General features: G+C 51.3%; 25 protein-coding genes and 2 tRNA genes. 26 read left to right on the top strand and 1 reads right to left on the bottom strand.

The genetic code is table 11. From position 1 onward, the window contains the following. The 26 genes from V3U24_08205 to V3U24_08080 form a co-directional block, all read left to right on the top strand. Positions 1–393, top strand: a 393-nt coding sequence (locus V3U24_08205) for a phosphatidate cytidylyltransferase (protein MEE9167424.1), incomplete at its 5' end; no start/stop codon positions are given. A 111-nt stretch (positions 394–504) separates the two neighbouring features. Beyond that, positions 505–930: a hypothetical protein gene (locus tag V3U24_08200; GenBank protein MEE9167423.1), complete on the top strand. Its 426-nt coding sequence runs from the start codon at positions 505–507 to the stop codon at positions 928–930. Next, positions 927–1,277, top strand: coding sequence for a hypothetical protein (locus V3U24_08195; protein ID MEE9167422.1), 351 nt, complete (start codon positions 927–929; stop codon positions 1,275–1,277). Before V3U24_08200 ends, V3U24_08195 begins: the two co-directional genes overlap by 4 nt. Further along, positions 1,274–4,285, top strand: a complete 3,012-nt coding sequence (locus V3U24_08190; GenBank protein ID MEE9167421.1) for a glutamate mutase L — start codon at positions 1,274–1,276, stop codon at positions 4,283–4,285. The genes V3U24_08195 and V3U24_08190 overlap by 4 nt, the downstream gene beginning before the upstream one ends. Then, positions 4,282–5,469 carry a fibronectin type III domain-containing protein gene (locus tag V3U24_08185; GenBank protein ID MEE9167420.1) on the top strand — a complete coding sequence of 396 codons (1,188 nt, stop codon included), beginning with the start codon at positions 4,282–4,284 and terminating at the stop codon, positions 5,467–5,469. Before V3U24_08190 ends, V3U24_08185 begins: the two co-directional genes overlap by 4 nt. A 13-nt stretch (positions 5,470–5,482) precedes the next feature. Continuing rightward, positions 5,483–6,181, top strand: coding sequence for a hypothetical protein (locus tag V3U24_08180; protein ID MEE9167419.1), 699 nt, complete (start codon positions 5,483–5,485; stop codon positions 6,179–6,181). Between the two features lie 3 nt (positions 6,182–6,184). Then, entirely contained in the window at positions 6,185–7,057 is an 873-nt protein-coding gene (locus tag V3U24_08175; protein MEE9167418.1) for a hypothetical protein, read from the top strand. Continuing rightward, entirely contained in the window at positions 7,057–7,992 is a 936-nt protein-coding gene (locus V3U24_08170; GenBank protein ID MEE9167417.1) for a hypothetical protein, read from the top strand. The genes V3U24_08175 and V3U24_08170 overlap by 1 nt, the downstream gene beginning before the upstream one ends. Before the next feature lie 391 nt (positions 7,993–8,383). Continuing rightward, a complete protein-coding gene (locus V3U24_08165; protein MEE9167416.1) occupies positions 8,384–9,910 on the top strand; it encodes an aldehyde dehydrogenase family protein in 1,527 nt (508 codons plus the stop codon). Beyond that, positions 9,903–11,249, top strand: a complete 1,347-nt coding sequence (gene lat, locus V3U24_08160; protein MEE9167415.1) for an L-lysine 6-transaminase — start codon at positions 9,903–9,905, stop codon at positions 11,247–11,249. The genes V3U24_08165 and lat overlap by 8 nt, the downstream gene beginning before the upstream one ends. Before the next feature lie 12 nt (positions 11,250–11,261). Further along, the gene (gene rsmI / locus V3U24_08155; GenBank protein MEE9167414.1) at positions 11,262–11,981 is read left to right on the top strand and encodes a 16S rRNA (cytidine(1402)-2'-O)-methyltransferase; all 720 of its coding nucleotides are present in this window, start codon (positions 11,262–11,264) and stop codon (positions 11,979–11,981) included. After that, positions 11,978–12,613, top strand: coding sequence for a dTMP kinase (gene tmk, locus V3U24_08150; GenBank protein ID MEE9167413.1), 636 nt, complete (start codon positions 11,978–11,980; stop codon positions 12,611–12,613). Before rsmI ends, tmk begins: the two co-directional genes overlap by 4 nt. Continuing rightward, positions 12,610–14,271 carry a S41 family peptidase gene (locus V3U24_08145; GenBank protein MEE9167412.1) on the top strand — a complete coding sequence of 554 codons (1,662 nt, stop codon included), beginning with the start codon at positions 12,610–12,612 and terminating at the stop codon, positions 14,269–14,271. The genes tmk and V3U24_08145 overlap by 4 nt, the downstream gene beginning before the upstream one ends. A gap of 274 nt (positions 14,272–14,545) precedes the next feature. Further along, positions 14,546–14,619, top strand: a tRNA-Val gene (locus V3U24_08140). Between the two features lie 161 nt (positions 14,620–14,780). Continuing rightward, positions 14,781–16,616 (top strand): threonine--tRNA ligase, encoded by a 1,836-nt coding sequence (gene thrS / locus V3U24_08135; GenBank protein MEE9167411.1) that lies wholly within the window; start codon positions 14,781–14,783, stop codon positions 16,614–16,616. Then, positions 16,607–17,125, top strand: coding sequence for a translation initiation factor IF-3 (infC, locus tag V3U24_08130; protein ID MEE9167410.1), 519 nt, complete (start codon positions 16,607–16,609; stop codon positions 17,123–17,125). The genes thrS and infC overlap by 10 nt, the downstream gene beginning before the upstream one ends. A gap of 1 nt (position 17,126) precedes the next feature. Next, on the top strand, positions 17,127–17,321 hold the full coding sequence (gene rpmI, locus V3U24_08125; GenBank protein MEE9167409.1) for a 50S ribosomal protein L35: 195 nt from the start codon (positions 17,127–17,129) through the stop codon (positions 17,319–17,321). Between the two features lie 9 nt (positions 17,322–17,330). Continuing rightward, positions 17,331–17,681 (top strand): 50S ribosomal protein L20, encoded by a 351-nt coding sequence (gene rplT / locus V3U24_08120; protein ID MEE9167408.1) that lies wholly within the window; start codon positions 17,331–17,333, stop codon positions 17,679–17,681. 121 nt (positions 17,682–17,802) lie between these two features. Next, positions 17,803–18,825 carry a phenylalanine--tRNA ligase subunit alpha gene (pheS, locus tag V3U24_08115; protein MEE9167407.1) on the top strand — a complete coding sequence of 341 codons (1,023 nt, stop codon included), beginning with the start codon at positions 17,803–17,805 and terminating at the stop codon, positions 18,823–18,825. Next, positions 18,822–20,858, top strand: coding sequence for a phenylalanine--tRNA ligase subunit beta (pheT, locus tag V3U24_08110; protein ID MEE9167406.1), 2,037 nt, complete (start codon positions 18,822–18,824; stop codon positions 20,856–20,858). The genes pheS and pheT overlap by 4 nt, the downstream gene beginning before the upstream one ends. Then, positions 20,859–21,041 (top strand): hypothetical protein, encoded by a 183-nt coding sequence (locus tag V3U24_08105; protein ID MEE9167405.1) that lies wholly within the window; start codon positions 20,859–20,861, stop codon positions 21,039–21,041. Between the two features lie 62 nt (positions 21,042–21,103). Further along, positions 21,104–21,385 carry a cell division protein ZapA gene (locus V3U24_08100; GenBank protein MEE9167404.1) on the top strand — a complete coding sequence of 94 codons (282 nt, stop codon included), beginning with the start codon at positions 21,104–21,106 and terminating at the stop codon, positions 21,383–21,385. Positions 21,386–21,714: 329 nt separating this feature from the next. Then, positions 21,715–22,608, top strand: coding sequence for a bifunctional 5,10-methylenetetrahydrofolate dehydrogenase/5,10-methenyltetrahydrofolate cyclohydrolase (locus V3U24_08095; protein ID MEE9167403.1), 894 nt, complete (start codon positions 21,715–21,717; stop codon positions 22,606–22,608). 29 nt (positions 22,609–22,637) lie between these two features. Further along, positions 22,638–22,715: transfer RNA gene (locus V3U24_08090), tRNA-Arg, on the top strand. A 254-nt stretch (positions 22,716–22,969) separates the two neighbouring features. Beyond that, positions 22,970–23,725 carry an MBL fold metallo-hydrolase gene (locus V3U24_08085; GenBank protein MEE9167402.1) on the top strand — a complete coding sequence of 252 codons (756 nt, stop codon included), beginning with the start codon at positions 22,970–22,972 and terminating at the stop codon, positions 23,723–23,725. Beyond that, positions 23,700–24,494 (top strand): NAD-binding protein, encoded by a 795-nt coding sequence (locus V3U24_08080; GenBank protein ID MEE9167401.1) that lies wholly within the window; start codon positions 23,700–23,702, stop codon positions 24,492–24,494. The genes V3U24_08085 and V3U24_08080 overlap by 26 nt, the downstream gene beginning before the upstream one ends. A gap of 55 nt (positions 24,495–24,549) precedes the next feature. On the opposite strand, the gene V3U24_08075 is transcribed toward V3U24_08080, so the two are convergent. Then, positions 24,550–25,018, bottom strand: a 469-nt coding sequence (locus V3U24_08075; GenBank protein ID MEE9167400.1) for a class I tRNA ligase family protein, incomplete at its 5' end; no start/stop codon positions are given.

Here is a 25,018-nt window from a genome sequence, read left to right as displayed (position 1 = left end):
ATCTGGATATCTGATTCTGCTGCTTATGCCTTCGGCAAGAAGTGGGGTAAGAAAAAGATTTTGGAGAGAGTCAGTCCCAAGAAAACGATCACCGGAAGCGTAGCGGGTCTCGTATCGGCTGTCGGTTTCTATCTTCTGGTGTGGAGAATGGGTCTTCTGGAATCGAGCCAATCCGCGGTATCGCTTTCTGGTATCGATGCTCTCGCTCTTGGCCTGATTGTTGGACTATTTGGACAGTTGGGTGATTTTGCTGAGTCTGCTGTCAAAAGGGACATGGGCGTGAAGGATTCCGGGAGTATCTTGCCCGGCCACGGGGGTGTCCTCGACAGGTTTGATTCACTAAGCGTGGCGTCCCCCATGACATTCCTGTATCTCACGTTAAGCTATTTCTGAGGGGGGAGAGGTTCCATGGAGAACATTTTGTAGTGAGATGTTTCAGAGGGTGGCATAGAATTCGTAAGTTTCAGATTATTATTCCCGGGACAAGAGAGACTTTGGTGAGCCATGGATAACGGCAGCGAGACATTCATCTGGAGCGTTCATCCAGCGAGAGAGCGGGTTGGCGCGGCTGTCGGCGCTTCAGGTGCGATTCTGGTAATGGCTTTTCTTATCTACTTCTCCTTCCAAAACGTTTTGTGGAGCTGTCTCGCATGCGTTGTCATGTTGTTGGCACTGAACCGGTTCTATTTCCCGAGTCGCTTTATTATTAACAATGAAGGCATCACGGCTCGATACCTGTTTGCTACCCAGCGATACCGATGGCGCGAAGTGAGGCGTTTCCTGAATGACGACCGGGGTGCTTATCTTTCTTCGAGGGTACGACCATCCAGGCTGGATGTGTATCGGGGGATGAATATTCTCTTCGGCCGACATCGGGAAGCTGTGGTGGAAACGATCAGAAAACAACTGAGGGAATCTGGGCGATTGTGAAATGGTTCAAACACGCATTCGCAGTGGATTCTCCGGGACCCGCCGTGCCCACAGATCCTGAAAGAGGGACCGTGGACCGGGTGTGTGAAGAAATTGTCAGGCGTCACCTGGCCACGCCCAGTCTGCTTTTTCTTGAAATGTTCCGACCCTTGAATTATCTCGGCTCCCAGGTCTTACATTTCTTCCAGCCCTTTGTGACCACGGTTCTCGACCCGCGAGGATATAGAAATTTTACGGAGTTTCTCGAAAAGCGAGGGAGCGTCGACTACCTTTGTGGTCGAATCGAGGCCCTTGAGGAGCTCCATTCCGAAAGGGAGAAAAAGGCGTCAGCTGAGAAAGTTTCATGAGCTCCACCAGTACGAAGATCGATCCAGAAACAGTGAACGTCATTCTTGCCACAGACTGCGGCAGCACCACGACCAAGGCGATTCTGATTCAGAGAATTGATGGGCACTATCGCCAGACACATCGGGGTGAGGCACCTTCGACGGTAGAAGAACCCTTCGCCGACGTAACCGTGGGCGTCCTTAACGCTGTGACAGAGGTAGCGGAACTCTCCGGGCGCAGGCTTATTGACGACAAAGGTGGAATCATCCGCCCTTCGACGAACCGGGAAGGATGCGATCTCTATATCTCCACTTCGAGTGCCGGCGGAGGACTCCAGATGATGGTGGCCGGTGTTATCAGGGAAATGACCGCAGCCAGTGCAAAGAGGGCGGCGCTGGGCGCTGGTGCCATCGTGATGGATGTTATCGCCTCCAACGACCAGCGCAAACCCCATGAGCAGATTGAACGAATCCGTGAGTTGCGGCCAGACATGATGTTGATATCCGGAGGAACGGACGGAGGCACCACAACTCACGTTGTGAAGATTGCAGAGCTGGTGGCACCCGCAAAACCGCAACCAAGGTTCGGAGCCGAATATCAATTGCCAATCATCTATGCCGGTAACAGGGATGCGGTCCCCAGCATCGAAGAACTTTTTCGCGACGAATTCGCATTGACGGTTGTGGACAACATTCGCCCCGTGCTCGAAAGAGAAAACCTCGGACCGGCCCGCGACGCCATCCATGACCTGTTTCTTGAACATGTCATGGCACACGCTCCCGGTTACGGCAAACTCATGGAATGGACGGATGCGCCCATCATGCCCACTCCGGGAGCCGTGGGAAATATCCTTCAGACAATCGCCCAGCGGCACAATATCAACGTGGTGGGTGTGGATATAGGCGGGGCGACTACCGACGTCTTCAGCGTATTTGAGGGGACGTTTAACCGGACGGTGAGTGCCAACCTTGGAATGAGCTATTCCATCGCCAATGTATGTGCGGAGGCAACCCTGCCCAACATTCTCCGGTGGGTGCATGTGAAGATGGAGGAAGGGGAACTCCGGAACCGGGTGAAAAACAAGATGATACGTCCCACCACAATACCCCAGTCAATGGAAGCGTTGATTTTTGAGCAGGCGGTTGCCCGGGAGGCTTTGAGACTTGCCTATGCGCAACATAAGGAGTTCGCAACAACGCTCAGAGGGATTCAGCAACAAAGGTCGGTGGGCGACACATTCAGTCAGCAGATCAGCGGTCAGACAATCGTAGACAGCATGAAAATGGATCTCCTGGTTGCCTCAGGAGGGGTTCTATCCCATGCCCCTCGGATGCATCAGACCGCTATGCTTCTCATCGACGCTTTCCAGCCTGAGGGCGTCACGACACTGGCCAAAGACAGCATTTTCATGATGCCCCATCTGGGTGTGATGACGCAGGTTCATTCCCGGGCAGCCATGGAAGTGTTTGAGAAGGACTGTCTCATCTACATGGGAACCGTGGTTGCACCGGCAGGAAGAGGCAAGGCCGGGAAGCGGTGTTTTTCCTACACGATCAGGGGCGATGCGGTCAGCGAATCAGGTGAGATTCAATTTGGGCAGTTGAAATTGTTGCCCATGGGACTGGAAGAAACTGCTGAGATAGTCATAGAACCCGCAAAGAGTTTCGATGCAGGTGGTGGTCCCGGCAAGCGCGTAACAAGAAAGGTTCGGGGAGGGACTGTCGGCCTGATCCTTGACGGCCGGGGCAGACCTCTGGAACTCGTTGATGAAGAGGAATTGAGGAGAAATCAACTCAGTCGGTGGATTCAGGATCTCGATCTATATCTCCCACCCACTGATTCCGCGAGCCACCTGAGCGTGGAAAGTCCATCTTCGAATGGGGAATCGCTCAAGGCCCATTCATACACACCCGGTCTGAGAGTGTCGCAGCGAACCTCTATCCGGCAGAAAAGAATTCTGCCCATAAACGGGAAAGTCCTCGTAAAGGTTGGAGAGACCGTTGACGCAACGCAGGTGGTAGCGGAAACATTGATGCCTGGCGATGTCATCCCTGTCAATCTGGCTAACCTTCTTTCTGTTCCAGCGGCTGATGTGCCGGAGTGCTGCCTCGTGGAGGTGGGAGAAGAACTGGAGGAGGGGGATCTCCTCGCCCGCACGAAGGGGATCTTTGGGTTGTTCAAGAATCAGTGCGAGTGCCAACAGCAGGGTACCGTTGAGACCATCTCAGAAGTAACCGGACAACTCATTATGCGCGGTCCACCGCATCCCGTGAACGTTCTGGCTTTCGTTCCGGGAAAAGTGATTAAAGTGATAGAAGAACAGGGAGTAATTATCGAATCGGAAGTTTCGTTCATCCAGGGAATATTCGGAATTGGAGGTGAAACATTCGGGACCGTGAGGATGGCTTGCGATTCACCCGATGAACGCCTCACGGCTCATCGACTGAAAGAAGAGATGAAAAACTGCGTTATCGTGGGTGGGGCACGCATGACGGGAGATGCCATTAGAAAAGCGGTGGAAATTGGCGCGTCGGGTATTGTGGCCGGAGGAATCGATGACGAAGACCTCAATGATTTTCTCGGGTACGATCTGGGTGTGGCAATTACTGGTTCGGAGAATCTCGGGTTGACTGTTATTGTTACAGAAGGTTTTGGCGACATAGCAATGGCTCAACGGACCTTTGATCTTCTCAAATCACGGGAAGGAGCCGAGGCATCCATCAACGGCGCAACTCAGATCCGTGCGGGTGTGATTCGGCCCTCGGTAATCATCCCCGCGGATTCCACCGTTCCTCCCAGACCTCGAGATGAGGAACGCGTGGCTGGAATTCTGGAAATCGGGTACCCTGTTCGCGCAATACGCGATCCGTATTTTGGTCGTATCGGAAAGATTCACAAACTGCCTTCGGAACCCCGGGTTCTCGATTCAGGGTCCAGGGCCAGGGTTCTCGAAGTTGTGTTTGATTCTGGAGAGCCCGTCACGATTCCCCGGGCCAATGTTGAATTGATCGAGGGGGAAAACGGATGAAGGGATCATATCTTCTGGCAACATTGATCGTTTTTCTCGCTGTTGAAGCAGAGGCGAAAGCTATCATCCTGCCACCAGGGAATCTCGAGGCCAGAGACCACCCATGGGATCACGGTGAAAAAATTGATCTCACCTGGCGTCTTTCCCCCGGGGATGAAACGACCGTTCAGAACTACAGGATCTTCTTTTCACTTTATCCTGAAGGTCCTTTTGAATTGGCCGGTGAGGTGGCAGCGGGGGAACGTGCATTCACTGCGGAAAAACTGGATCGTCAGGAGAGCTATTTTTTCCAGGTGGTTGCTGTGGGAAGAGAGAGGGCACAGTCCGATCCCGCCTACACGGTCGACGCAGTCTCGCCAGCGCGTCAATGGCTTGACGGCAACCGTTTCCCTTTTAGCATCATTACGCTCGTCTTCTGTGGATCGGTTATTTTCTGGATTGATCGAGCGCGGAGAGGAAAACCGATCAACATCAGGAAGATAGCGGGACTCGAAGCCGTGGATGAGGCTGTGGGGAGAGCCACGGAGATGGGTCGGTCATGTCTGTTCATTGTGGGAATCCAGGATATGAATGACATTCAGACCATCGCAGGGATCACCGTTCTGTCGCGCGTTGCAAAGATTGCCGCGGAATTGGAAGCAACGGTGGAAGTGCCGACGACTCGCTCACTCGTCATGACTGCGGCCAGAGAGGCCGTTGAGGCGGCCTACCTCTCCGCGGGACGACCGGACGCGTATAACCCGGACCTCATATACTATGTTACCGATGAACAGTTTGGCTTCGTGGCATACGCTCAAGGGTTGATGGTCAGGGAGAAGCCTGCAGCCTGTTTCTACATGGGAGCTTTTTTTGCCGAATCTCTTATACTTGCCGAGATGGGCAACACTATAGGCGCAATTCAGGTGGCTGGGACAGCCATGCCGGCGCAACTTCCCTTCTTTGTCGCGGCCTGTGACTATACCCTTATCGGGGAGGAATTCTTCGCAGCGTCCGCCTACCTCTCAGGTGAACCCAGTCAACTCGGCAGTCTCAAAGGGCAGGATGTGGGAAAAACCATTGTGGCGATTGGAATCGTCGCCGGCGTCATCATGCATACCGTTGGAACCATGGCCGGGGTCGAGTCGCCGCTCGGCTCTGCACTAATCTCAGCGGTTCGGTTTCTCAAAGAAGTGATCCTCACATAGGGGCGAAGAGAGTATGAAGAGAGCAGTTCCACTGACTATCACCGCACTGGGGGGATTTGTTCTCATCGTCGCTTACTTCATCCCCGCCGCCCAGGGGTGGGGTGAGATAGCCGCAATCTGGTTTGATATTCTTGCCGCCGTTGCCTTTGTCCTCGGCGGCGGTAATCTCCTGAAAATCCACCTGAAGAAAGTGTCCGACAGAAAAGGCGGATGGGGTTATTCGGGAATTACCCTGGCTGCTTTTCTGATCACTTTGGTTGTGGGTCTGGCTAAGGTGGGAGTCAATCCCAATCCTCATTTCCCGGAAGTCGCTCTCTCTGGCGGATATCGGGAAATTGGGAGCCCGTTCTGGTGGCTCTACGAATATGCGTTCAAACCACTCACAGCCACTATGTTTGCCATGCTGGCATTCTATATCGCTTCCGCGGCATTTCGAGCATTCCGGGCAAAAAATGTGGAGGCCATTCTGCTCCTTGGCACCGCCTTCATAATCCTTCTGGGCCGGACTTTCGCGGGCGTTTACCTTACGGCATGGCTGCCCGATTCGTTGAGTGGATTGAAGATCGAAAACCTGACAATCCACATTATGAGTGTATTAAATACCGCCGGCAACCGGGCAATCATGATTGGCATAGCCCTCGGGATCGCCTCCACTTCGCTAAGGGTCCTGCTCGGCATCGACCGGTCATACCTCGGAACGGGTAAGCAATAAGCTGTGTTTGAATTCCTGAAGAACCTGGATAAACGGTGGATCTTCCTCTTGATGTTTCTTGCGGTTGCCATCCCAGTCTATGTTGTCGGAAAGACGGGAAAGGCCTTTCCGGAAGTTCCCACAATGCTGTCCGAATCGACCTTTCAGGCCGTTGAGGAACTGCACGAGGGGGATCCGGTACTTCTCTCGTTCGATTTCGATCCGGCCAGCGAGGGGGAACTGGGTCCTATGGCCACAGCGTTCGTGAAGCACTGCGCGGAAAAGAAGCTGAAAATCTTCTTCATGGCCCTCTGGCCAGTGGGTCCTCAGATGATCGACGACGTTGTCAGAAAAGTGATCGATGCCGACTTTCCTCATCTTGTATATGGCGAAGACTACGTCAACCTGGGCTACAAACCGGGATATGAGGGTGTCATAAAGGTTGTCATCACCGATCTGAGAGAACTCTATACCACGGATGACAAGGGAACCAATATCGATGAAATTCCCATGATGGCCGATATTCACAGTGTGCAGGATTTCGAACTTGTGATCAATGTCAGTGCCGGTTATCCCGGAACGAAAGAGTGGGTGCTGTACGCGGTGACGCCTTTTCCGGATAAGGTCAAGTTGGTGGCGGGGTGCACCGGTGTTCAGGCCCCGCTTCTCTATCCGTACATTCCTGAGCAGTTGCCGGGTCTTCTGGGCGCCATCAAAGGCGCGGCAGAATACGAAAAACTGGTCATCGACAAGTACGGAGGTGAACATCCCGACCCGAAATATCTGGAAGCCAAACGGCGGATGGGTCCACAGCTCGTCGCCCACCTGTTGATCATCCTTCTCATCATCCTGGCGAACATTATCTTCGTTGTCGAGAAGAGGCGGGAGCGCCGTTGATGGATCGTCGAACCCTCACGTGGATTATCGTGGGACTTATGGGGGGACTGTTCCTTGTGGGTCGGGCACTGTTGACCGATAGAGGAATGGGCAAGGTCTATGTGCGCGCTGTCGAAATAAACTCCGATGACCCGGATCCGGATCACCGCTGGACGCGACACGAAAACGCCCTGCCACGCGACTACGCAGCGGCCGTTGCTGCCAACCCAGAGCAGACCGAATACAGATTCAGTCTTGCGCGAACCGTAGGGACCTGGGTGGCGGCTTTTTTCACCCTCTTCATCCTGTCGTTCCTCTACAAAGATAATTCCCTCTACAAGATAGCGGAATCCGTGGTTGTGGGCGTCTCTGCTGCTTACTGGATGGTGGTAGGATTCTGGACGACCATCATCCCAAACCTGCTGGGGAAACTCTTTCCTGTCTGGATCAACAGCTGGGCAATGCCCGGACTGCGGGCGGATGCGGAGTGGGTTTACATTTTTCCGTTGATTCTCGGTGTCATGCTCCTCATGCGCCTGTCGCCGAAAGGGGGGTGGATCAGCCGGTGGCCTCTAGCTTTCATTATTGGCACTACAGCGGGTATTCGCCTCATTGGGTATCTCCACGCCGATTTTCTCAGCCAGATACGGAATACGATTGTCACCCTCTGGGCTACGGATATGGCCGGATCGTTCCAGTTGTGGGATTCTTTAAAGAGTCTGATACTTGTCATCGGGGTCCTTTCAGCCCTCGTCTACTTCTTCTTCTCCATCGAACACAAGGGGATTGTGGGAAAGACGGCAAAGCTGGGCATCTGGTTTCTCATGGTCACTTTTGGTGCTGCCTTCGGCTACACGGTGATGGGGCGAATTGCCCTTCTGGCCATCCGTCTGGAGTTTCTTCTGGACGACTGGCTCTGGCTGATTGACCCGGCGCTCCGACGCATCGGCATGTAGATCCAGAATCCACCACAAGCCGGTTTGTTGGTGGGTATTCATTGAGCTTAGCATCGCTCGATAAAATCCGGACGAAGTCCGGACGAATTCAATTTACCGTAAACTCGTCCCCCGCCATCAGCCGTTAATCTGAATGGCGGTTGTCCACTCAAGCAGTGAATTCTTGATCTTGCACTTTTCTTGCGTTCAAGATAAAGTAAAGAGAAAACTACGCTCGAGGTAATTCCACGATGAGAACGTAGCGGACAATTGCCATGCGATGTTACCTACTTGCAGCGTCGCCCAATTCGCTTGAAAATAGTCCCCGTCCCCTCTAAATTTGACTGCTTTCATAAGTGCTCCTATAGTTCGTTGCGTAGAATCTGCAGATATCATTTCTGAAGAGATGACCATGGATTTCCTGAAACAACTGGGTATCGATGACACCAACTACGGGGCTTGCTCAGGTCCACATGAATGGTCCAAAACAACCGACGCGGGCAGGAATGATTCCGCCAATCCCTCTACCGGAGAGATTATTGCCTCTGTCTACCACTGTTCCGAAAATGATTATGAGAAATTGGTGATGAGATCTGTGGAGACATTCAATGAATGGCGCCAAGTTCCCGCCCCAAAGCGAGGTGAATTGGTGCGAAAGATCGCGAATGCGTTAAGGGAAAAAAAAGACTTCCTGGGCAGTCTCGTCGCTCTTGAAATGGGCAAGATAAAGCAAGAAGGAGACGGTGAGGTCCAGGAAATGATTGATATTGCAGACTTTGCCGTCGGGCTCTCCCGTCAACTATACGGTCTGACCATGCATTCCGAACGTGCTCTGCACCGGATGTACGAACAGTGGCACCCTCTGGGCCCCGTGGGAGTCATTACGGCGTTCAACTTTCCGGTAGCCGTCTGGTCCTGGAACGCCTTCATCGCCGCCGTCTGTGGTGACACGGTCGTATGGAAGCCCTCCTCCAACGTTCCTCTGTGTGCAATTGCGGTTCAGAACATCTTGAACGATGTGATGGAGTCGTCCCCTTATCCTCCGGTTTTCAGCCTCATCATTGGAAAAGGAAGTACGGTGGGTGAACGCCTGGTCAGGGACAGCAGAGTTCCGTTGATTTCATTCACCGGATCCACCGTCATGGGGAAAAAGATAGGTGGCATTGTGGGAGAGCGACTCGGGAGGACTATCCTGGAGCTGGGTGGGAATAATGCGATCATCGTAGACGAATCGGCCGATCTTGAGGCGGCCATTCCTGCTATCGTTTTCGGCGCCATTGGCACCGCCGGCCAGCGATGTACCTCCACAAGGCGTGTATTCGTTCGCAAAGAGATGTTTCAGAATGTGGCGGAGACTATTATCGAGGCCTACCGGCAGGTAAAGATAGGGGATCCTCTCGATGGGGAGACATTGATGGGTCCCGTGGTAGATGAAGGAGCTATCAAGGTTTACGCGGAAGCCCTTAAGCGCATTAAGAAGGAGGGGGGAGAGATCCTCTACGGAGGAAAAGTCCTTAACGGACCTGGTTTCCATGTTGAGCCAACACTTGTTAAAGCGAAAAATGACTTTCCCGTCGTACAGGAGGAGACATTTGCCCCCATTCTCTATCTGATAGAATACGACGATTTGGAAGATGCTATTCAACAGCACAATGACGTTCCCCAGGGACTGTCGAGCTCCATATTCACGACCGATCTGCGCAACGCCGAAAAGTTCCTGTCACATGGCGGAAGCGACTGCGGGATCGCGAACGTTAATGTGGGAACCTCCGGAGCTGAAATCGGAGGAGCCTTTGGAGGGGAAAAGGAAACAGGAGGGGGACGGGAATCAGGCTCCGACGCCTGGAAGTCGTATATGAGACGTCAGACAAACACCATCAACTGGGGTGGGCGTATGTCACTTGCTCAGGGTATAAGATTCGGAGATTTCAGTGACTGAAGGATTGACAAAGTCAACCACCGTAGCTCCCCGCGGGGTAAGGCAGATTCTGCAAACGTACACTCCTGCGGATGGATTTGATCCCATCATCGCTCTGGAGAAGAGCCACGGCTCCTGGATCGTTGATGCCCGTGACGGAAGGGAATATCTGGACCTGTTCACCATGTTCGCCTCCATGCCCGTGGGTTACAACCACCCGAGATTATTGGAAGCGACAGACCGTCTCGCAACGGCTGCCGTTAACAAGCCGACAAATTCTGACATTTACTGCACACAGCTGGCTGAATTCGTTGAAACCTTTTTCGAGGTGGCCATCCGTGGGTTTTTCAAATACGGGTTCTTCATTGAGGGAGGGGCACTGGGCGTCGAAAACGCCCTGAAATCCGCCTTCGACTGGAAAGTTAAGAAGAATCTCGCGAAAGATGGGAAGGCGGCCGACATAGGCTCAAAAGTTATCCATTTCGAAGAATGCTTCCACGGACGGACGGGATACACCTTGTCTCTCACCAACACCGCAGACCCAAGGAAAACTGCGTACTTTCCAAAATTTGATTGGCCACGGATTGTGAACCCGAAGATCACCTTCCCCCTGAATGAGGAGAACTCTGAACGGGTAAGGTTGCTCGAAGAAAGGGCACTTGATCAGATAAAATCGGTGATTCACGAACATGGCGAAGATATCGCCTCCATGATCATAGAACCCATCCAGGCGGAAGGGGGTGATAATCACTTTCGAGGGGAGTTTCTGGACTCATTGAGAACCATTTGTGATGAAAACGACATCATGCTCGTTTTCGATGAGGTCCAGACGGGCATGGGGATTACGGGAAAAATGTGGGCGTGGGAACATTTCGAAGTTGTTCCCGACCTGATGTGTTTTGGGAAGAAGTCACAGGTTTGTGGTTTCGTTTCTACCGCCAGGATAGATGACATCGGGGACAATGTTTTCAAGGAGTCAAGCCGCATCAACTCAACCTGGGGGGGAAACCTGACCGACATGGTACGATCCACGCTGTACCTGGAGATTATGCGGGATGAAGATCTGCTTGACGCTGCCTCAACAAGAGGAGAGTATCTTTTGGCCGAATTAAGGTCACTTCAGGCCGATTTTCCCGAAAGTGTATCGAATGTTCGTGGTCGGGGGCTTATGTGTGCGTTCGATCTGCCCCGTGGGACTGCTCGGGACAGGGCCCTCCAGCTGATCCTGGAAGACGGTGCTTTCATTCTCGGCAGCGGGAAGAAGTCCATCCGTTTTCGTCCACCGCTAAACATTTCGCGAAACGAAATCGACCTCGGTATGGAGATCATACGCAAGACAGTCGATTTGATCCAGAACTGAGGATACCGGAGCATATCCATCTTATATATTGTCGCCACACCCATCGGAAACCTCACCGATATTACGCTTCGCGCCCTGGAGACTTTGAAGGCGGCCGATCTGGTTGTGGCAGAGGACACACGCAGAACCAGGAAGTTGCTGAATCATTATGATATCAGAGTACCTTTGTTGAGTTATTTTGAGCATAATCGCGATGTGAGGATTCCTCAGATCATGAAAAGACTCAAACGGAACGAACAAATTGCCATGGTTACAGATTCAGGAACGCCGGGCATCAGCGATCCCGCATACCGTTTGATAAGGGAAGCCATAAGGGACGGCATCGGCATAACCTCCATTCCCGGTCCTTCGGCCCTGACGACGGCGGTCGTCTTGTCAGGACTGCCGACGGATCGCTTTGTGTTCGAAGGTTTTCTTCCCAGGAAAAAGAGAAGACGTGCCAGACTGTCCCAGCTGGCTCGAGAAGAGAGAACGGTAATAATTTTTGAGTCCCCTAAGAGATTGACAAAGACGATAAGAGAGTGCCGGCTGCAAATGGGAGACCGGCCTGTCTCCGTCTGCAGGGAGTTAACGAAAATGCACGAAGAAGTTTTCCGGGGGACACTCAGCGATGCCGAAGCCCACTTTGGCAAGGTGAAACCGCGTGGGGAGATTGTTCTCGTCATCGGAAAGGATGATCCTAACGTCCACTTTCACGCCTCAGACTCCCGAAGGTGGGACGTGAAAGTATGAAAGGGCATCTTGTCACGTTTGAAGGAATCGATGGTTGCGGAAAGTCGACACAGGCAGAACTTCTCCGGGATTTTCTTGATGAGAGGGGACAGGATTCGGTTCTGGTAGGAGAACCGGGAGGGACGCATATTTCCGTACAAATCAGGAATATCCTGCTCAATCCAGAGAACAGATCCATGAATGCCGTGACAGAGAGTATCCTCTTCAGCGCCAGCCGGGCTCAACTGACGTATGAAGTCATCTTGCCCAATCTTGAGAAGGAAACCACCGTTCTTTGCGATCGGTTTGTCGATTCGAGCTTGGCCTACCAGGGGTATGGACGGGGTCTCCCCATCGAGTGGTTAAAGAAAATAAATGAGTTTGCTACCGCCCGGTTGGTTCCTGGTGCGACCATATTTCTGGATATTCCAGTTCGAACCGCCCTTGAAAGGCTAAGGGGAAAGGGGACAGACCGGATGGAGAAAGAAGGAGACACCTTTCTCCAGCGGGTAAGAAATGGATACCAAACCCTTGCGCGGGAAAATCCTGAAAGATATATTGTTGTTGACGGGGCGATGAATGTGAAACTTATTCACCGAAAAATTGTTCAGAAACTGGAGAAAGCCGGATCTTTACGGAAAAAGGAAAGATGATAAGAATGAATTTCTTCAAGAAGACGGTTCTGGTAAGCCTGGTGGGATTGACACTCATCTCCTTTCTGGTAGGGAAGTCAGACCTTTACAGGGACATCTCGGAAAACTGGAAACTTGTGTACGAAGTTTACAGGAGAATCATAACCCATTACGCCGATCAGATCGACCCGGCAAAACTTGCGAGTGCCGGGATTAGGGGGATGCTCGAAAAGCTCGATCCCTACTCCGCGTTTCTCGAAAAGGAAGAGAGAGATGGGCTTGATGTGCTCACAAAGGGAGAATATGGCGGCGTGGGAATCCAATTAGGGGTGAGAGACGATTCGTTGACGGTCATCGCCCCGATGGAAGATTCTCCCGCAAAACGGACGGGCATTCTCCCGGGGGACAGGATCACGGCTATCGACCACGAGCTAACGAAAAGTATGAACCTGAACGACGCGGCAAAAAGGATCAGGGGCAAGAAGGGGACGATGGTTGTTCTCACCATCCGACGGTTCGGTGAACCTGATGAACTGGACTTCGAGCTGACCCGGGACAATATTGCCGTTAAAGACGTTTCCTACAGCGGAACTATCGGGACCGACATTGGCTACGTGAGACTATCTCGATTCTCCAGAAATTCGCCCGTTGAAATGAGGAAAGCATTGACCAGCCTGAAAGCACAAGGCGTCAACAAATATATCATAGATCTCCGGGGAAATCCGGGTGGATTGCTGAATGCTGCAATTCGAGTCCTGGATATGTTGATTGAAAAGGGTCCGGAAATTCTCTACACGAAGGGGAGGAGCGACGAAGCAGAACGTGAGTTTGTTTCGCAGACGGAGCCTATCGTGGATTCATCCATGGCCCTAACTGTCCTGATTGACGGGGGAACCGCCTCGGCCAGTGAAATCGTTTCAGGCGTAGTTCAGGATCTCGATCGCGGCATCATCATCGGATTCAAATCATTCGGAAAGGGACTTGTTCAGTCAGTCTATCCCCTGGATCCGGAGAGATCGCTGAAACTGACGACGGCGAAATACTATATGCCCTCCGGCAGGCTCATCCAGAAGCCAGATTATCTCGACGAAGAGATCATGATGGGTACCGCTCAAGAGGATTCAATTTTTGTTACAAGAAAAGGAAGGGAGGTGAGGGCCAACGGAGGCATCACGCCCGACATTCTGTTGGATCGTGCAATAGTACCCCCCCCTCTCACCCGGGAATGCTGGAGACGAGGCCTCTTCTTCAAGTTCGCGACTCTCTATTTGTTGGACAACGAGATGAGAATCCCGGTCATAATCGATGACATGATCCTCACACAGTTCAGAGAATACGTCAAGTCAAAAGATGTCCGGATTAATATGAAGGGCGAAAAACAGTTTAGGTCGTTTATCTCTTCGCTGGATAGTACCGTCCACGAGAACAAACGATTGGAACATTCCCTCAATGTGCTCGAGAAGTACTTTGACGACTTTGAGGAGGCGACCGTCGACAGATTCGACGTGGAAAGAGAATCTCTTTCCATTGGTCTTGAGAGGGAGTTCTCCTCTATCCTTGGCGGGAATCATGCCCGGATCGCGTCCTCATTCGACGATGATCCTGCCATTCTCAAGGCGGTGGAAGTGCTCACTGATCAGGTGACATATGACAACACCCTGGCCCCTCCCGGATTTTGAGGACAGTCAAGACTTTACCGTGTACATTATGTTGACTTTAGGACGACAGGGGTTTTAATTTTCCTCGGTTTGTTTTTCCGTGATACATAGCTTGGCACCTGAGAAATCTGAGGTGATTAGCTCAGTTGGTTACCTGCCCGCCCTCTGCCGCCGAGGAGGGATCGCCAGCCTGCTCCCGAAGAATGAGGGCTGGCAGGGGAGCAGGAGGGGAGTGCCTTGTCCCGAACAGTGTCGGGAAGGTTACCGGTGATTTTGTTGGCTCCAGAACGAACCGGGGCGATTAGCTCAGTTGGTTAGAGTGCTTGCTTGACATGCAAGAGGTCACTGGTTCAAGTCCAGTATCGCCCACATCCAGAGGATCTCTTCGACGACGCCTTATTTATCTCGCCGAGATGATCAGATGACCGCTCAGTATGAAAGAGATTACTGTTACAGTCCCAGGACACAATCCGCGCACGTATCCTTCCGGTACACCCGCTTCTGAAGTATTCCAGGACATAGATCCCAGTTTGACGAAGAACGCATTCGCGGTTAAGGTGAATGGCGAGCTGAGAGACTGGAATCGAGTCCTGGAGGCGGATTCGGAACTTGAAGTGGTGACCGCCAATTCAGAGGAAGGCCATCACCTTCTTCTTCACAGCACGGCCCACCTTATGGCACAGGCGGTAAAGGAGCTCTTTCCGGATGCAAAGATCACCATCGGACCAGCCATAGAGAACAGGTTTTATTACGACTTTGACGTGGATCAATCGTTCAGTGAGGAAGACCTCGCCAGGATTGAGAAGCGGATGAGGGAATTATCCGATGAAGATCTTTATGTGGAAAGGCGCGTCCTTTCGAAAGAAGAGGCCATCAAGCTCTTTGGCGACCTTGGAGAAACATACAAACTGGAAATGATCGACGAATTCGAAGATGGTGAAGTGATATCGGCCTATTCGCAGGGAAAGTTCATCGACCTATGTAGAGGCCCCCATCTTCCTTCAACAGGGCTGATCAAGCACTTTCAACTCCTCAATACGGCAGGGGCGTACTGGCGGGGTGACGAAAACAACCCGATGCTTCAGCGGATCTACGGAACCGCCTTTCCCACAGGGGAAGAACTGGAAGGATACCTGGAATTGCTCAGGAAGGCGAGGGAGCGGGATCACCGGAAACTTGGAAAAGAACTGAGCCTGTTCATGTTCCACAGGTATTCACCCGGAAGCCCATTCTTTCTGCCAAAGGGAACGGTCATTTACAACGAGCTTGTGAGATTCATCCGTGAACTTTACCGCGAATACCACTACCAGGAAGTCATATCACCGGAAATCTATGACGTGGAATTGTGGAAAACATCCGGGCACTGGGATCTGTTCCGTGACTACATGTATCACGTGAAGCTGGGCAAGCGTGATTTCGGCCTTAAACCCATGAACTGTCCCGCCCATACCCTGTTCTATTCTTCTGAACTGAGATCCTACAGGGATCTCCCAATACGACTCGCCGACTTCGGGCGCCTCCATAGATCAGAGAAAGCTGGTGTTATCTCGGGGCTCACCCGGGTGAGGAGTTTCAGTCAGGACGATTCACACATCTTTTGCACCCGGAAACAGGTTGCCCGGGAGATGGACTCACTCCTCGAAATGTTCGAAAAGGCGTTTGAACCCTTCGGTTTCGAAAAAACAGAGGTTGTGCTGAGTACAAGACCAGAAAAGGCATTGGGAGATAAGGAGTTATGGGATGAAGCTGAAACATTACTTGAGAAGATTCTCACTGAACACGGGATTGATTATCTGGTTGAACCAGGCGAAGGGGCGTTTTACGGACCGAAGATAGACTTCAATGTAAGAGATGCTCTGCAGAGATATCATCAGCTCAGCACTTTTCAGCTCGACTTAACCCTTCCGGAGAGGTTCGAGTTGACCTATGTTGATGAGGATGGGCGTGATAAGCGGCCTGTCATGATTCATCGAGCGCTTCTGGGTTCACTGGAACGTTTCATCGGAGTGTATATTGAACACTGTGGTGGCGATTTCCCGCTCTGGCTCGCCCCCGTACAGGTTGTGGTCTTGCCTGTCTCTGATAAGTCTTCGGACTACGCCATGGGTGTGAAGCAAAAACTGTTTGATGCGGGTTTGAGGGTAGAGATAGACAGCCGGCCAGACAAGATTGGTGCAAGGATAAGGCAGGCTGAATTGCAGAAAGTGAACGTTATGTTAATCGTGGGTGAAGCCGAGGCGAAAGGGCAAACAGTGTCCGTTCGGCGGCGGTTTCTGGGTGACCTGGGTCAGAAGAAGACGGATACTCTGATTCGCCAATTGGTCGCTGAGATTGAAGACAAAAGGAGGGTGAAGGAATCGACATAAACAAAATTCGGATAAATCATCGAATCAGGGCAAGCGAACTGAGATTGATTGCGGAGGACGGGGAACAGTTGGGGATTGTACCTCTCGACGAAGCGCTTCAGACAGCTCAGAAAGCAGGTTTGGATCTCGTGGAAGTGGCGCCCAATGCAAAACCACCCGTGGCCCGGCTCATTGATTATGGAAAGCTTAAGTATGACCAAAAGAAAAAGGACCACGAAAGCAAGAAAAGACAGCATGTAATTCGGATAAAAGAGGTTAGATTTCGACCCCGGATTGACGACAATGATTTTGAGACAAAAATTCGCAATGCCACCAGATTCCTCGCAGAGGGCTTCAAGGTAAAAATAACGATCATGTATCGTGGTAGGGAAATGGCAAGGCAGGATCTGGGAGAGGACTTACTCAAGAGAATTCAGGCTGCCCTCGACGGTGTGGCTGAAATTGAGAAGAGGGGTGAGCTGGAGGGAAGACGATTTTCCATTATGATGGCACCGAAATCTGGGAGTTGACATGCCAAAGATGAAAACGAGGAGAGGAGCAGCTAAGAGATTCTCCGTAACGAAGACAGGGGTGATTCGCAAGAACAAGGCGAACCGGACACACCTGTTGAAGAAAAAAAGCCCAAACAGAAAACGCCAATTGAGGCGCAAGAATAATGTGAGTTTGGCGGATAAGAATCGTGTAAGAAAAATGCTTGGAATCTAGGAGAAAATCATGACCCGGGTATCGAGTTCGGTTGCTCGTAAGAAAAGACATAAGAAGATACTGAAAAAGGCGAAGGGCTACTACGGTGCCAGAAGCCGTCTGTACAAAACCGCCAAGGACGCTGTTGATAGGGCGATGCTGTACAATTACAGAGATCGTCGTCTGAGAAGGAGAAATTTCAGAAGATTGTGGATCACAAGAATAAACGCGGCTGCCCGTCTCAACGGTACCTCCTATTCCAGATTGCTTTTCGATCTGAAGGCAAAAAATATCGAAATCAATCGCAAGATGCTGGCCCATCTGGCCGTTCACGAACCCGATGCGTTCACCGCCATCGTACGAGCGGCTTCTGGCAAGTAGATGACAATCTGCTTTCCCGTGAAGTAATTCGCCGATTCTTCGTAAGCGGATTTGCCTCGACCATCTGAAACGATCCGACAACTTTCTGCCTAATCCTTATGTTCATCACAGGACAATCGATGTGCCGTTACTGAAGCAGATCGAAGAAGCCGGGAGGGAGTTTGCCCGCGAAGTGGAGCAGCTGGATGCTTCCATGGAGGCTCTCGACAGTCTGAGGATACGGTATCTGGGGCGGAAAGGAAAAATTCCCTCGCTATTTGATCAGGTGCCTGTTCAACCGAAGGAATCCCGGTCCGAGGCCGGTATGATTCTCAATAATCTCAAGAAGGAAATTGAAGATCGAATTGCCGCGCTGCGGAAAGTGACTGTCTCGAAAAGCGAGACACAGCCCACCCACCTTGATCTCAATCTTCCTGGTGATTCTGTACGATTTGGGACTTTGCATCCGGTCGAGCATACCATGCAGGATGTGAAGAATATCTTTACATCCATTGGATTTTCAGTCGCATATGGCCCCGAAATTGACGACGACTACCACAATTTTGAAGCCCTCAACATACCAAAGCATCACCCGGCCCGGGATATGCAAGATACCTTCTACGTGTCGGAAGATGTGGTCCTTCGAACGCACACCTCCAATACCCAGATTCATATTATGGAAAAGGAACAGCCTCCTTTGCGTGTCATTGTCCCCGGTCGGGTATACCGCAACGAGGCCGTTAGCGTCAGGAGCTATTGTCTGTTTCACCAGGTAGAAGGACTTTACATCAACCGAAGTGTTTCGTTTGCCGAGCTGAAGGGGACCCTCGAATTCTTCGTGGGGAAATTCTTCGGGGACGATGTGAAGTTCCGGTTTCGACCCAGCTTTTTCCCTTTCACAGAACCGAGCGCCGAAGTTGATATTTCGTGTCTTCTTTGCGGAGGAAGTGGCTGCCCAGCCTGCAAGAACAAAGGATGGGTGGAGATTCTGGGGTGCGGGATGGTCGATCCTGAGGTCTTCAGACACGTGGGCTACGATCCGGAGGAATGGACAGGTTATGCCTTTGGCATGGGGATCGAGAAACTGGCCATGCTGAAATACCAGATTGACGATATTCGACTGTTCTTCAATAGTGACGTTCGCTTCCTGAGACAATTCGTATGATTGTTTCTATCGACTGGCTCAGAGAATTTGTCGACATTTCCCTTGAACCAGATAAGGTTGCAGATCTCCTCACCGACGCCGGACTGGAATCGGATGTCGTTATTCAAGGGAAAGCGCTAGACATCGAGATAACGCCCAACCGTCCCGACTGTATGTCACATCTGGGCATAGCCCGCGAGATTGCGGTTCTCACCGACCGGAAGCTCAAATACCCGGAGCTAATCCTTGAGGAATCATCCGATCTCGCCTCCGACCTGATTAAGGTAGAGATAGAAATCGCGGAGAAATGTCCCAGGTACGCCTGCCGCATTGTGAGAAATGTTAAGGTTGGGGTCTCCCCGTCCTGGATGAAAGACCGCCTTGAAATTGTGGGATTGCGGGCTATCAACAATATTGTGGACGTATCTAATTACGTGCTGATGGAGATGGGGCATCCTCTTCACACATTTGATCTTGGCCGAATTGCCGGGGGAAAAATCGTTGTACGTACGGCGAAGAAAGGCGAAACGCTCGTAACTCTCGAAGGTGAAGACCGGACGTTGAGCGAGGAACACTTACTCATCTGCGACGCGAATAATCCTGTTGCCCTTGCGGGAATTATGGGAGGAGAAAATTCCGAAGTCTCAGAAGCTACGAAGAACGTTTTGATCGAGAGCGCATATTTTGATCCCGTCACTGTACGGAAGGGGGCCAAATCTTTCGGCCTCAGGACAGAAGCGTCCAAGCGGTTTGAGAGGGGAACCGACTACGAAGGACTCCTCAGAGCATTGGACAGGACAGCGGCTCTCCTCGCGGAGACAGCCGGAGGTGAGGTTCTCAAGGGAGTGGTCGATGTATATCCGCTTCAGAAGGAGCCGCCGAGGATCCACTTTCGTCACGAAAACGCCTCCGCCATTGCCGGGATCGATTTTAAGCCGGAATTCGTGAGGAAGACTTTCAAAGGATTGGAAATATCCTTTTCCGAGTCCCCCGGGGGTTACGAATGCAAGGCGCCCACGTTCCGTCCGGATCTGCTGCGCCCCGTTGACCTGACGGAGGAACTCGCGAGGGTGTACGGGTACAACAGGATTGTCCCAGATTTCTCATACAAGGGGTGGTTAGGGAATGATGTGGGAGATCCATTGACGGACATCACAGGACTCAAGCGGTTCTTCGCGGGTCTCGGTTTCAACGAAACGGTGACGAACAGTCTTCTGAGTCCGAAGCAAGTGGAAGGTTTTTTTGCTGAAAAAGCGGTAAGACTCCAAAATCCCTTGAGTACCGAAATGTCCCTCCTCCGAACTTCGCTCTTTCCGGGTCTCTTTGCGTCGGTAGCGTTCAACCTGAGGAGAGGTGAACATAACCTGGCGTTTTTCGAACATGGCGATACTTTCGTTCGTGACAAGAGCTCTCAGACGGGGTGTGCTGAGCGCGAGGAATTTGGCGGCGTGATGTGCGGCGAGAAGAGTCCCAAACAGTGGAGAAGAGAACCACTTAAGAACGATTTCTTCGCATTGAAAGGTTATCTGGAATCCTTGAGCCGATTTCTCAGGCTCCACGATTACCGGTTTGTACCTCTGCCTCATGACACCTTTTTCTCCCCGGGTCTGGCTCTCGCGACCGGTGACGGTCCGTCCGTTTGTCAATTCGGTCGTTTTCCCGGTTCCATACTTGCTAACTTTGATATTGAAATCGATGTGTGGGGTTTTGCCCTGACCCTGGAAACCGTCAGGAAGATTCGGTCTCAACCCTTTCGGCATGTTGGCGCTTCACAGTATCCGGGTATATCGAGGGATCTGTCGTTCATGGTGAAGAGCGATATTTCGGCAGGAGACATGGAGTCGCTCCTGAGAGAAAGCGGAACCCGGACATTAAGGAGAGTCTCCATCTACGATCTTTACGAAGGGGATCAGGTGGAGGAAGGGCATAAGAGTCTCACGTTTAATCTCTTCTTTCAGAAGACTGACCGAACCCTCACCGATGAGGAGGTGGACGGCATCATCTCGAAGATAATTTCCAAGGCTTCAAAAGATTTGGATGCTAAATTACGGTAGATGGAAATTTCGTTTCCCAATTTCGATTCCCTGGAAAAGCGAGTCAAAGAACTTTCGCAAGAATTAAGCAGAGCTCGCATCAGCCAGCAGGGGGCAGGGGATAAGATCTCTTTTCCTGAGGAGTCCCGGAAGAAGATTGAAAAAAAGATCAGAAATCTTCTCGATCTTCTTGAGGAGTTTTAGACTTTCGTCTGATTCCAACCATGGATAACGAGGGGTGAGACATGCAAGATGAGCAGCAAAACTTGGTAAGAGTATCCATATTTGGCCAGGAGTACACTGTCAAGGCGAAAGCCGATTCAAACTATATCGCTGATGTTGCCAGCTACGTCGACAAAGAAATGAGAGAAGTAGAAGAATCCCTGTCATCGACGCAGTCTGGAACGAGGATAGCCATTCTTGCCGCGATGAGCATCACCGATGACCTGTTTTCGGTAAGAAGAGACCGGGATAGTGTCGTTGAACAGGTTGAAGACAAAGCCGCAACACTCGTGGAATTCATAGACGAGACGATGGTCCTATCCTAGCCGCTCAAGAAGGCGCACAAGAAAACTTGCTGCCCTGACAGATCTACGATGTGCAGATTCGATGTCAGGGCTTTTTTGATCTGAATTATCCAGAGGATCTCGAGATTCGCCACGTCCAAGGAGTCCCTTTGACCCGTGGGGTCTCTTAAGGAGGGAAAGGACATTTACCCGGTGAAATATTACTTCGCATTTCACCGAGCAGGGATCTGAAGGTGTTCATGAACACTCCATCGCGTTGGGTAAGGCAGGTTTCTCACGAGCCAAGAAACGTTAGAGTATCTTTTACGGTCGAAGAATGAGTCAGGCAAATCCAGGAGGAATTGCTCGTAATGGCGGGTCGCGCTGAAACAAGAATCTTACAGGGAAAAGAGGTGGCAGAACATGTTTACAGCCAGCTGGGATCGACAACAGAGAAACTGAAATCGAAGGAGACGGTTCCGGGACTTGCGGCCGTTCTGGTGGGGGAAAATCCTGCGTCGGAAATCTATGTACGCAACAAAACGAGACGATTCAAGAATCTCGGATTGTACTCCGAGACACATCGCTACCCGGCAGATGTAAATCAGGATCATCTGGTGGATAAAATCCACAGATTGAACGAAGATCCTAAGATTCATGGAATACTGGTTCAGTTACCTCTGCCTGACCAGTTGGATAGCCAGAAGATTCTTTACGAGGTATCGCCGGAAAAGGATGTGGATGGATTCCATCCGGAGAACCTCGGAAGGCTTGCCGTCGGGGAGCCTCGCTTCATTCCGTGTACTCCGAAAGGCATTCTCGAAATTCTTCGGTATTATGAGATTGCAACGGAAGGTAAGCATGTGGTGATTGTTGGGAGAAGTAAGATTGTGGGTCGTCCCATGTCGCTGTTGCTCAGTCTCAAAAGAAAGAGGGGAAATGCAACGACCACGTTATGTCATTCCCGGACTCAGAACATTGGTCATTTCACCAGGCAAGCCGATATCATCGTGGCGGCAGCAGGGGCGCCTGGTATGATTACAGGTGACATGATCTCTCCAGGAGTGATCATCATAGATGTGGGAATGAACAGAATAGCGGATGATTCCGAAAAGGGTTACCATCTATCCGGGGACGTGGACGCCTCAAGTGTTGAGGGTATCGCAGCTGCTTTGACCCCCGTACCCGGGGGGGTAGGTCCCATGACTATCGCCATGCTCGTGGCCAATACCGTGCAAGCGGCCCTCCGTCTTGAAATTCCATAAGTGCTTCTTTCGTAGTAAATTCAGTCGATGCCCCCATAGCTCAGTTTGGATAGAGCGTTGGCCTCCGGAGCCAAAGGTCACAGGTTCGAGCCCTGTTGGGGGTACCAGTCTTCTATTCTGTCAAAATAGAGAAACTCAGGAATAAGTTTGAGCGCATTCGTGCTTTGTGTCCCGTAAAACGAATCAAGCAAGAGAGCGAGTATAGATTCTTGGAGGACGGGAGTAGTGGAGTGCTGGAGGATTGGAGAGATGGAGTATTGGAGTCCTGGAGCAGTGGAGTGACTTCTGAAGACTTGATTATTCAGTCTCCATTTTCGCATCACTCCATCTCATATCGAGATCTAACGCGTTCCGACGAGTTATGAAACTGACCGTTCTCGGTTCGGGTACCCTCATCCCTTTTCCAAACAGGGGAAACAGCGGCTACTTTCTCCAGACTGACAATCACAATATCCTCATCGACGGAGGCTCAGGGGCGTTGAGGCAAATGGCCACTCTTGGCCTGGACTATCGCACCATAGACGTGATCACCTATACGCATCTCCATCCGGACCACACGCTTGACATGATACCGCTTCTCTTCACTTTCAAACATGATTCGCGAGTCACCATTCCGAGAAGTCTGAAAATCATGGGCCCACCCGGCTTCAAGAGCTATTTTCAAAAACTAATGGACATCTACGGAGACTGGGTCATGCCGGTCGGACTGGATATAGAAATCCAGGAGGTGCTCAGGGAGAACGTTGTGCTGGAGGAGTTGGAGATCGCATGTGGGCATTCCGAGCACACTGAGCATAGCGTGACCTACCGGTTCACAGCTCCCGGTGGTGAGGACATTTTCTACTCCGGTGACACGGGCAAGAGTCGGGAACTTATTGAAAATGCAAAAGATGTGAGCGTACTCATTCTGGAATGCTCATTTCCTGATGATGATAGACATGAAAAACACCTGACTCCAACGTTGTGCGGAGAGATTGCGTCGGAATGCAGATGCAAGCGCCTCATTCTCACACATTTTTATCCGGAAGTTCTGGAGACGGACATTGTCACTGTGGTCTCCAGGTTTTTCAACGGAACGATAGACTTGGCTTATGACGGAATGGAAGTCGAAATCTAAGAGGAGACTCACACGGTTCAGAAGGATTCTTCTTCTCGTCTTCGGAACCCTTCTTATCGCAACGGTCGGTTTCAGGATACTGGGAGGAGGGGAGTGGTCGCTCCTTGACAGCATATACATGGTCGTCCAGTCACTTCCATTTGTGGTGATAGAATCGGATGATGAGAAGATCAGGGCCATCGCGGAAAGGGATTACATCCATGTTCAGGGAGATGCCACGGCCGATGAAACGCTGGAAAAGGCGAATATCAAGGAAGCCTCTGGCCTGGTGGTGGTACTCAGTTCGGATTCTGACATACTGTTCGTCACCATGTCTGCTCGTACCTTGAATCCGGACCTTTTGATTACCAGTCGATGCAGCGTTGAGGAAAACGTACCGAAGTTGATGCGTGCAGGGGCGAACAAGGTAGTTAACCCGTACATTGCCGGGGGTCACAAGATGGCCGAACTGGCAGTGGCACCATACGTGGAAGACTCGGTGGAAATATCGACACCCACTCGTTCCGTTGATCTCCTAATGGAAGAAATCATGGTGAAGAATATTGATGGTTACAGCGGAAAGTTGATTCGCGAATCGAGGTTAAGAGAGGAGTTTCAGATCCTCATTGCCGGGGTGATCGATGAAAACGGGGAGATGGTATTCAATCCCGATCCAGATACGACCTTGAAAGATTCCCATACGTTGATGTTGATGGGAGAGAAGGAAAAATTGGCCAGGTTCAAGAAATTGGCCTGCCGAAAACGAAGCGATGAGGCATCACCCCACTAGTTGACCAGCCCAAGTTGCGTATAATATATATTATGTCTACTTAGTACTCCAGAGACTATTTCCTTTTTCCCTCTACCTCCACCACGACATTTACCAGCCTGTTTTTTACGACAATCGTTCTCTTCACATCCTTACCATCTGTATATGCCCGAATCCTGCTAAGCTCTAGAGCTGCCTCTATCAGCTTCTTATCCTCAGAATCGCGCCCGATTTCAAATTCTGCCCTGAGCTTGCCATTCACCTGAACAGCAATAGTTACGAGCTCCTCCCTTGCCAGTTCTTCATCATATTCAGGCCAATCCCGGAACGCTAAAGATTCATCATGACGCATCATTTCCCACAGTTCTTCACAGATGTGTGGCGTAAACGGGCTGAGTAACAAAACGAATGTTTCGACAACCTCCTTGGGAAGTTCTTCGCGTTCTTTCAGCCGGTTTGCGAGAATCATCAGCTGGGAAATGGCCGTATTGAATCTCAGACTTTGAATATCCAATGTGACTTTCCTCGTGGTCTGATGGGTCCAC

The organism is Candidatus Neomarinimicrobiota bacterium (assembly GCA_036476315.1).
Classification (GTDB): Bacteria; Fidelibacterota; Marinisomatia; order Marinisomatales; family S15-B10; genus JAZGBI01.
Note: the sequence above shows the minus strand (reverse complement) of the source record. Positions and strands in the feature narration are given on the sequence as shown.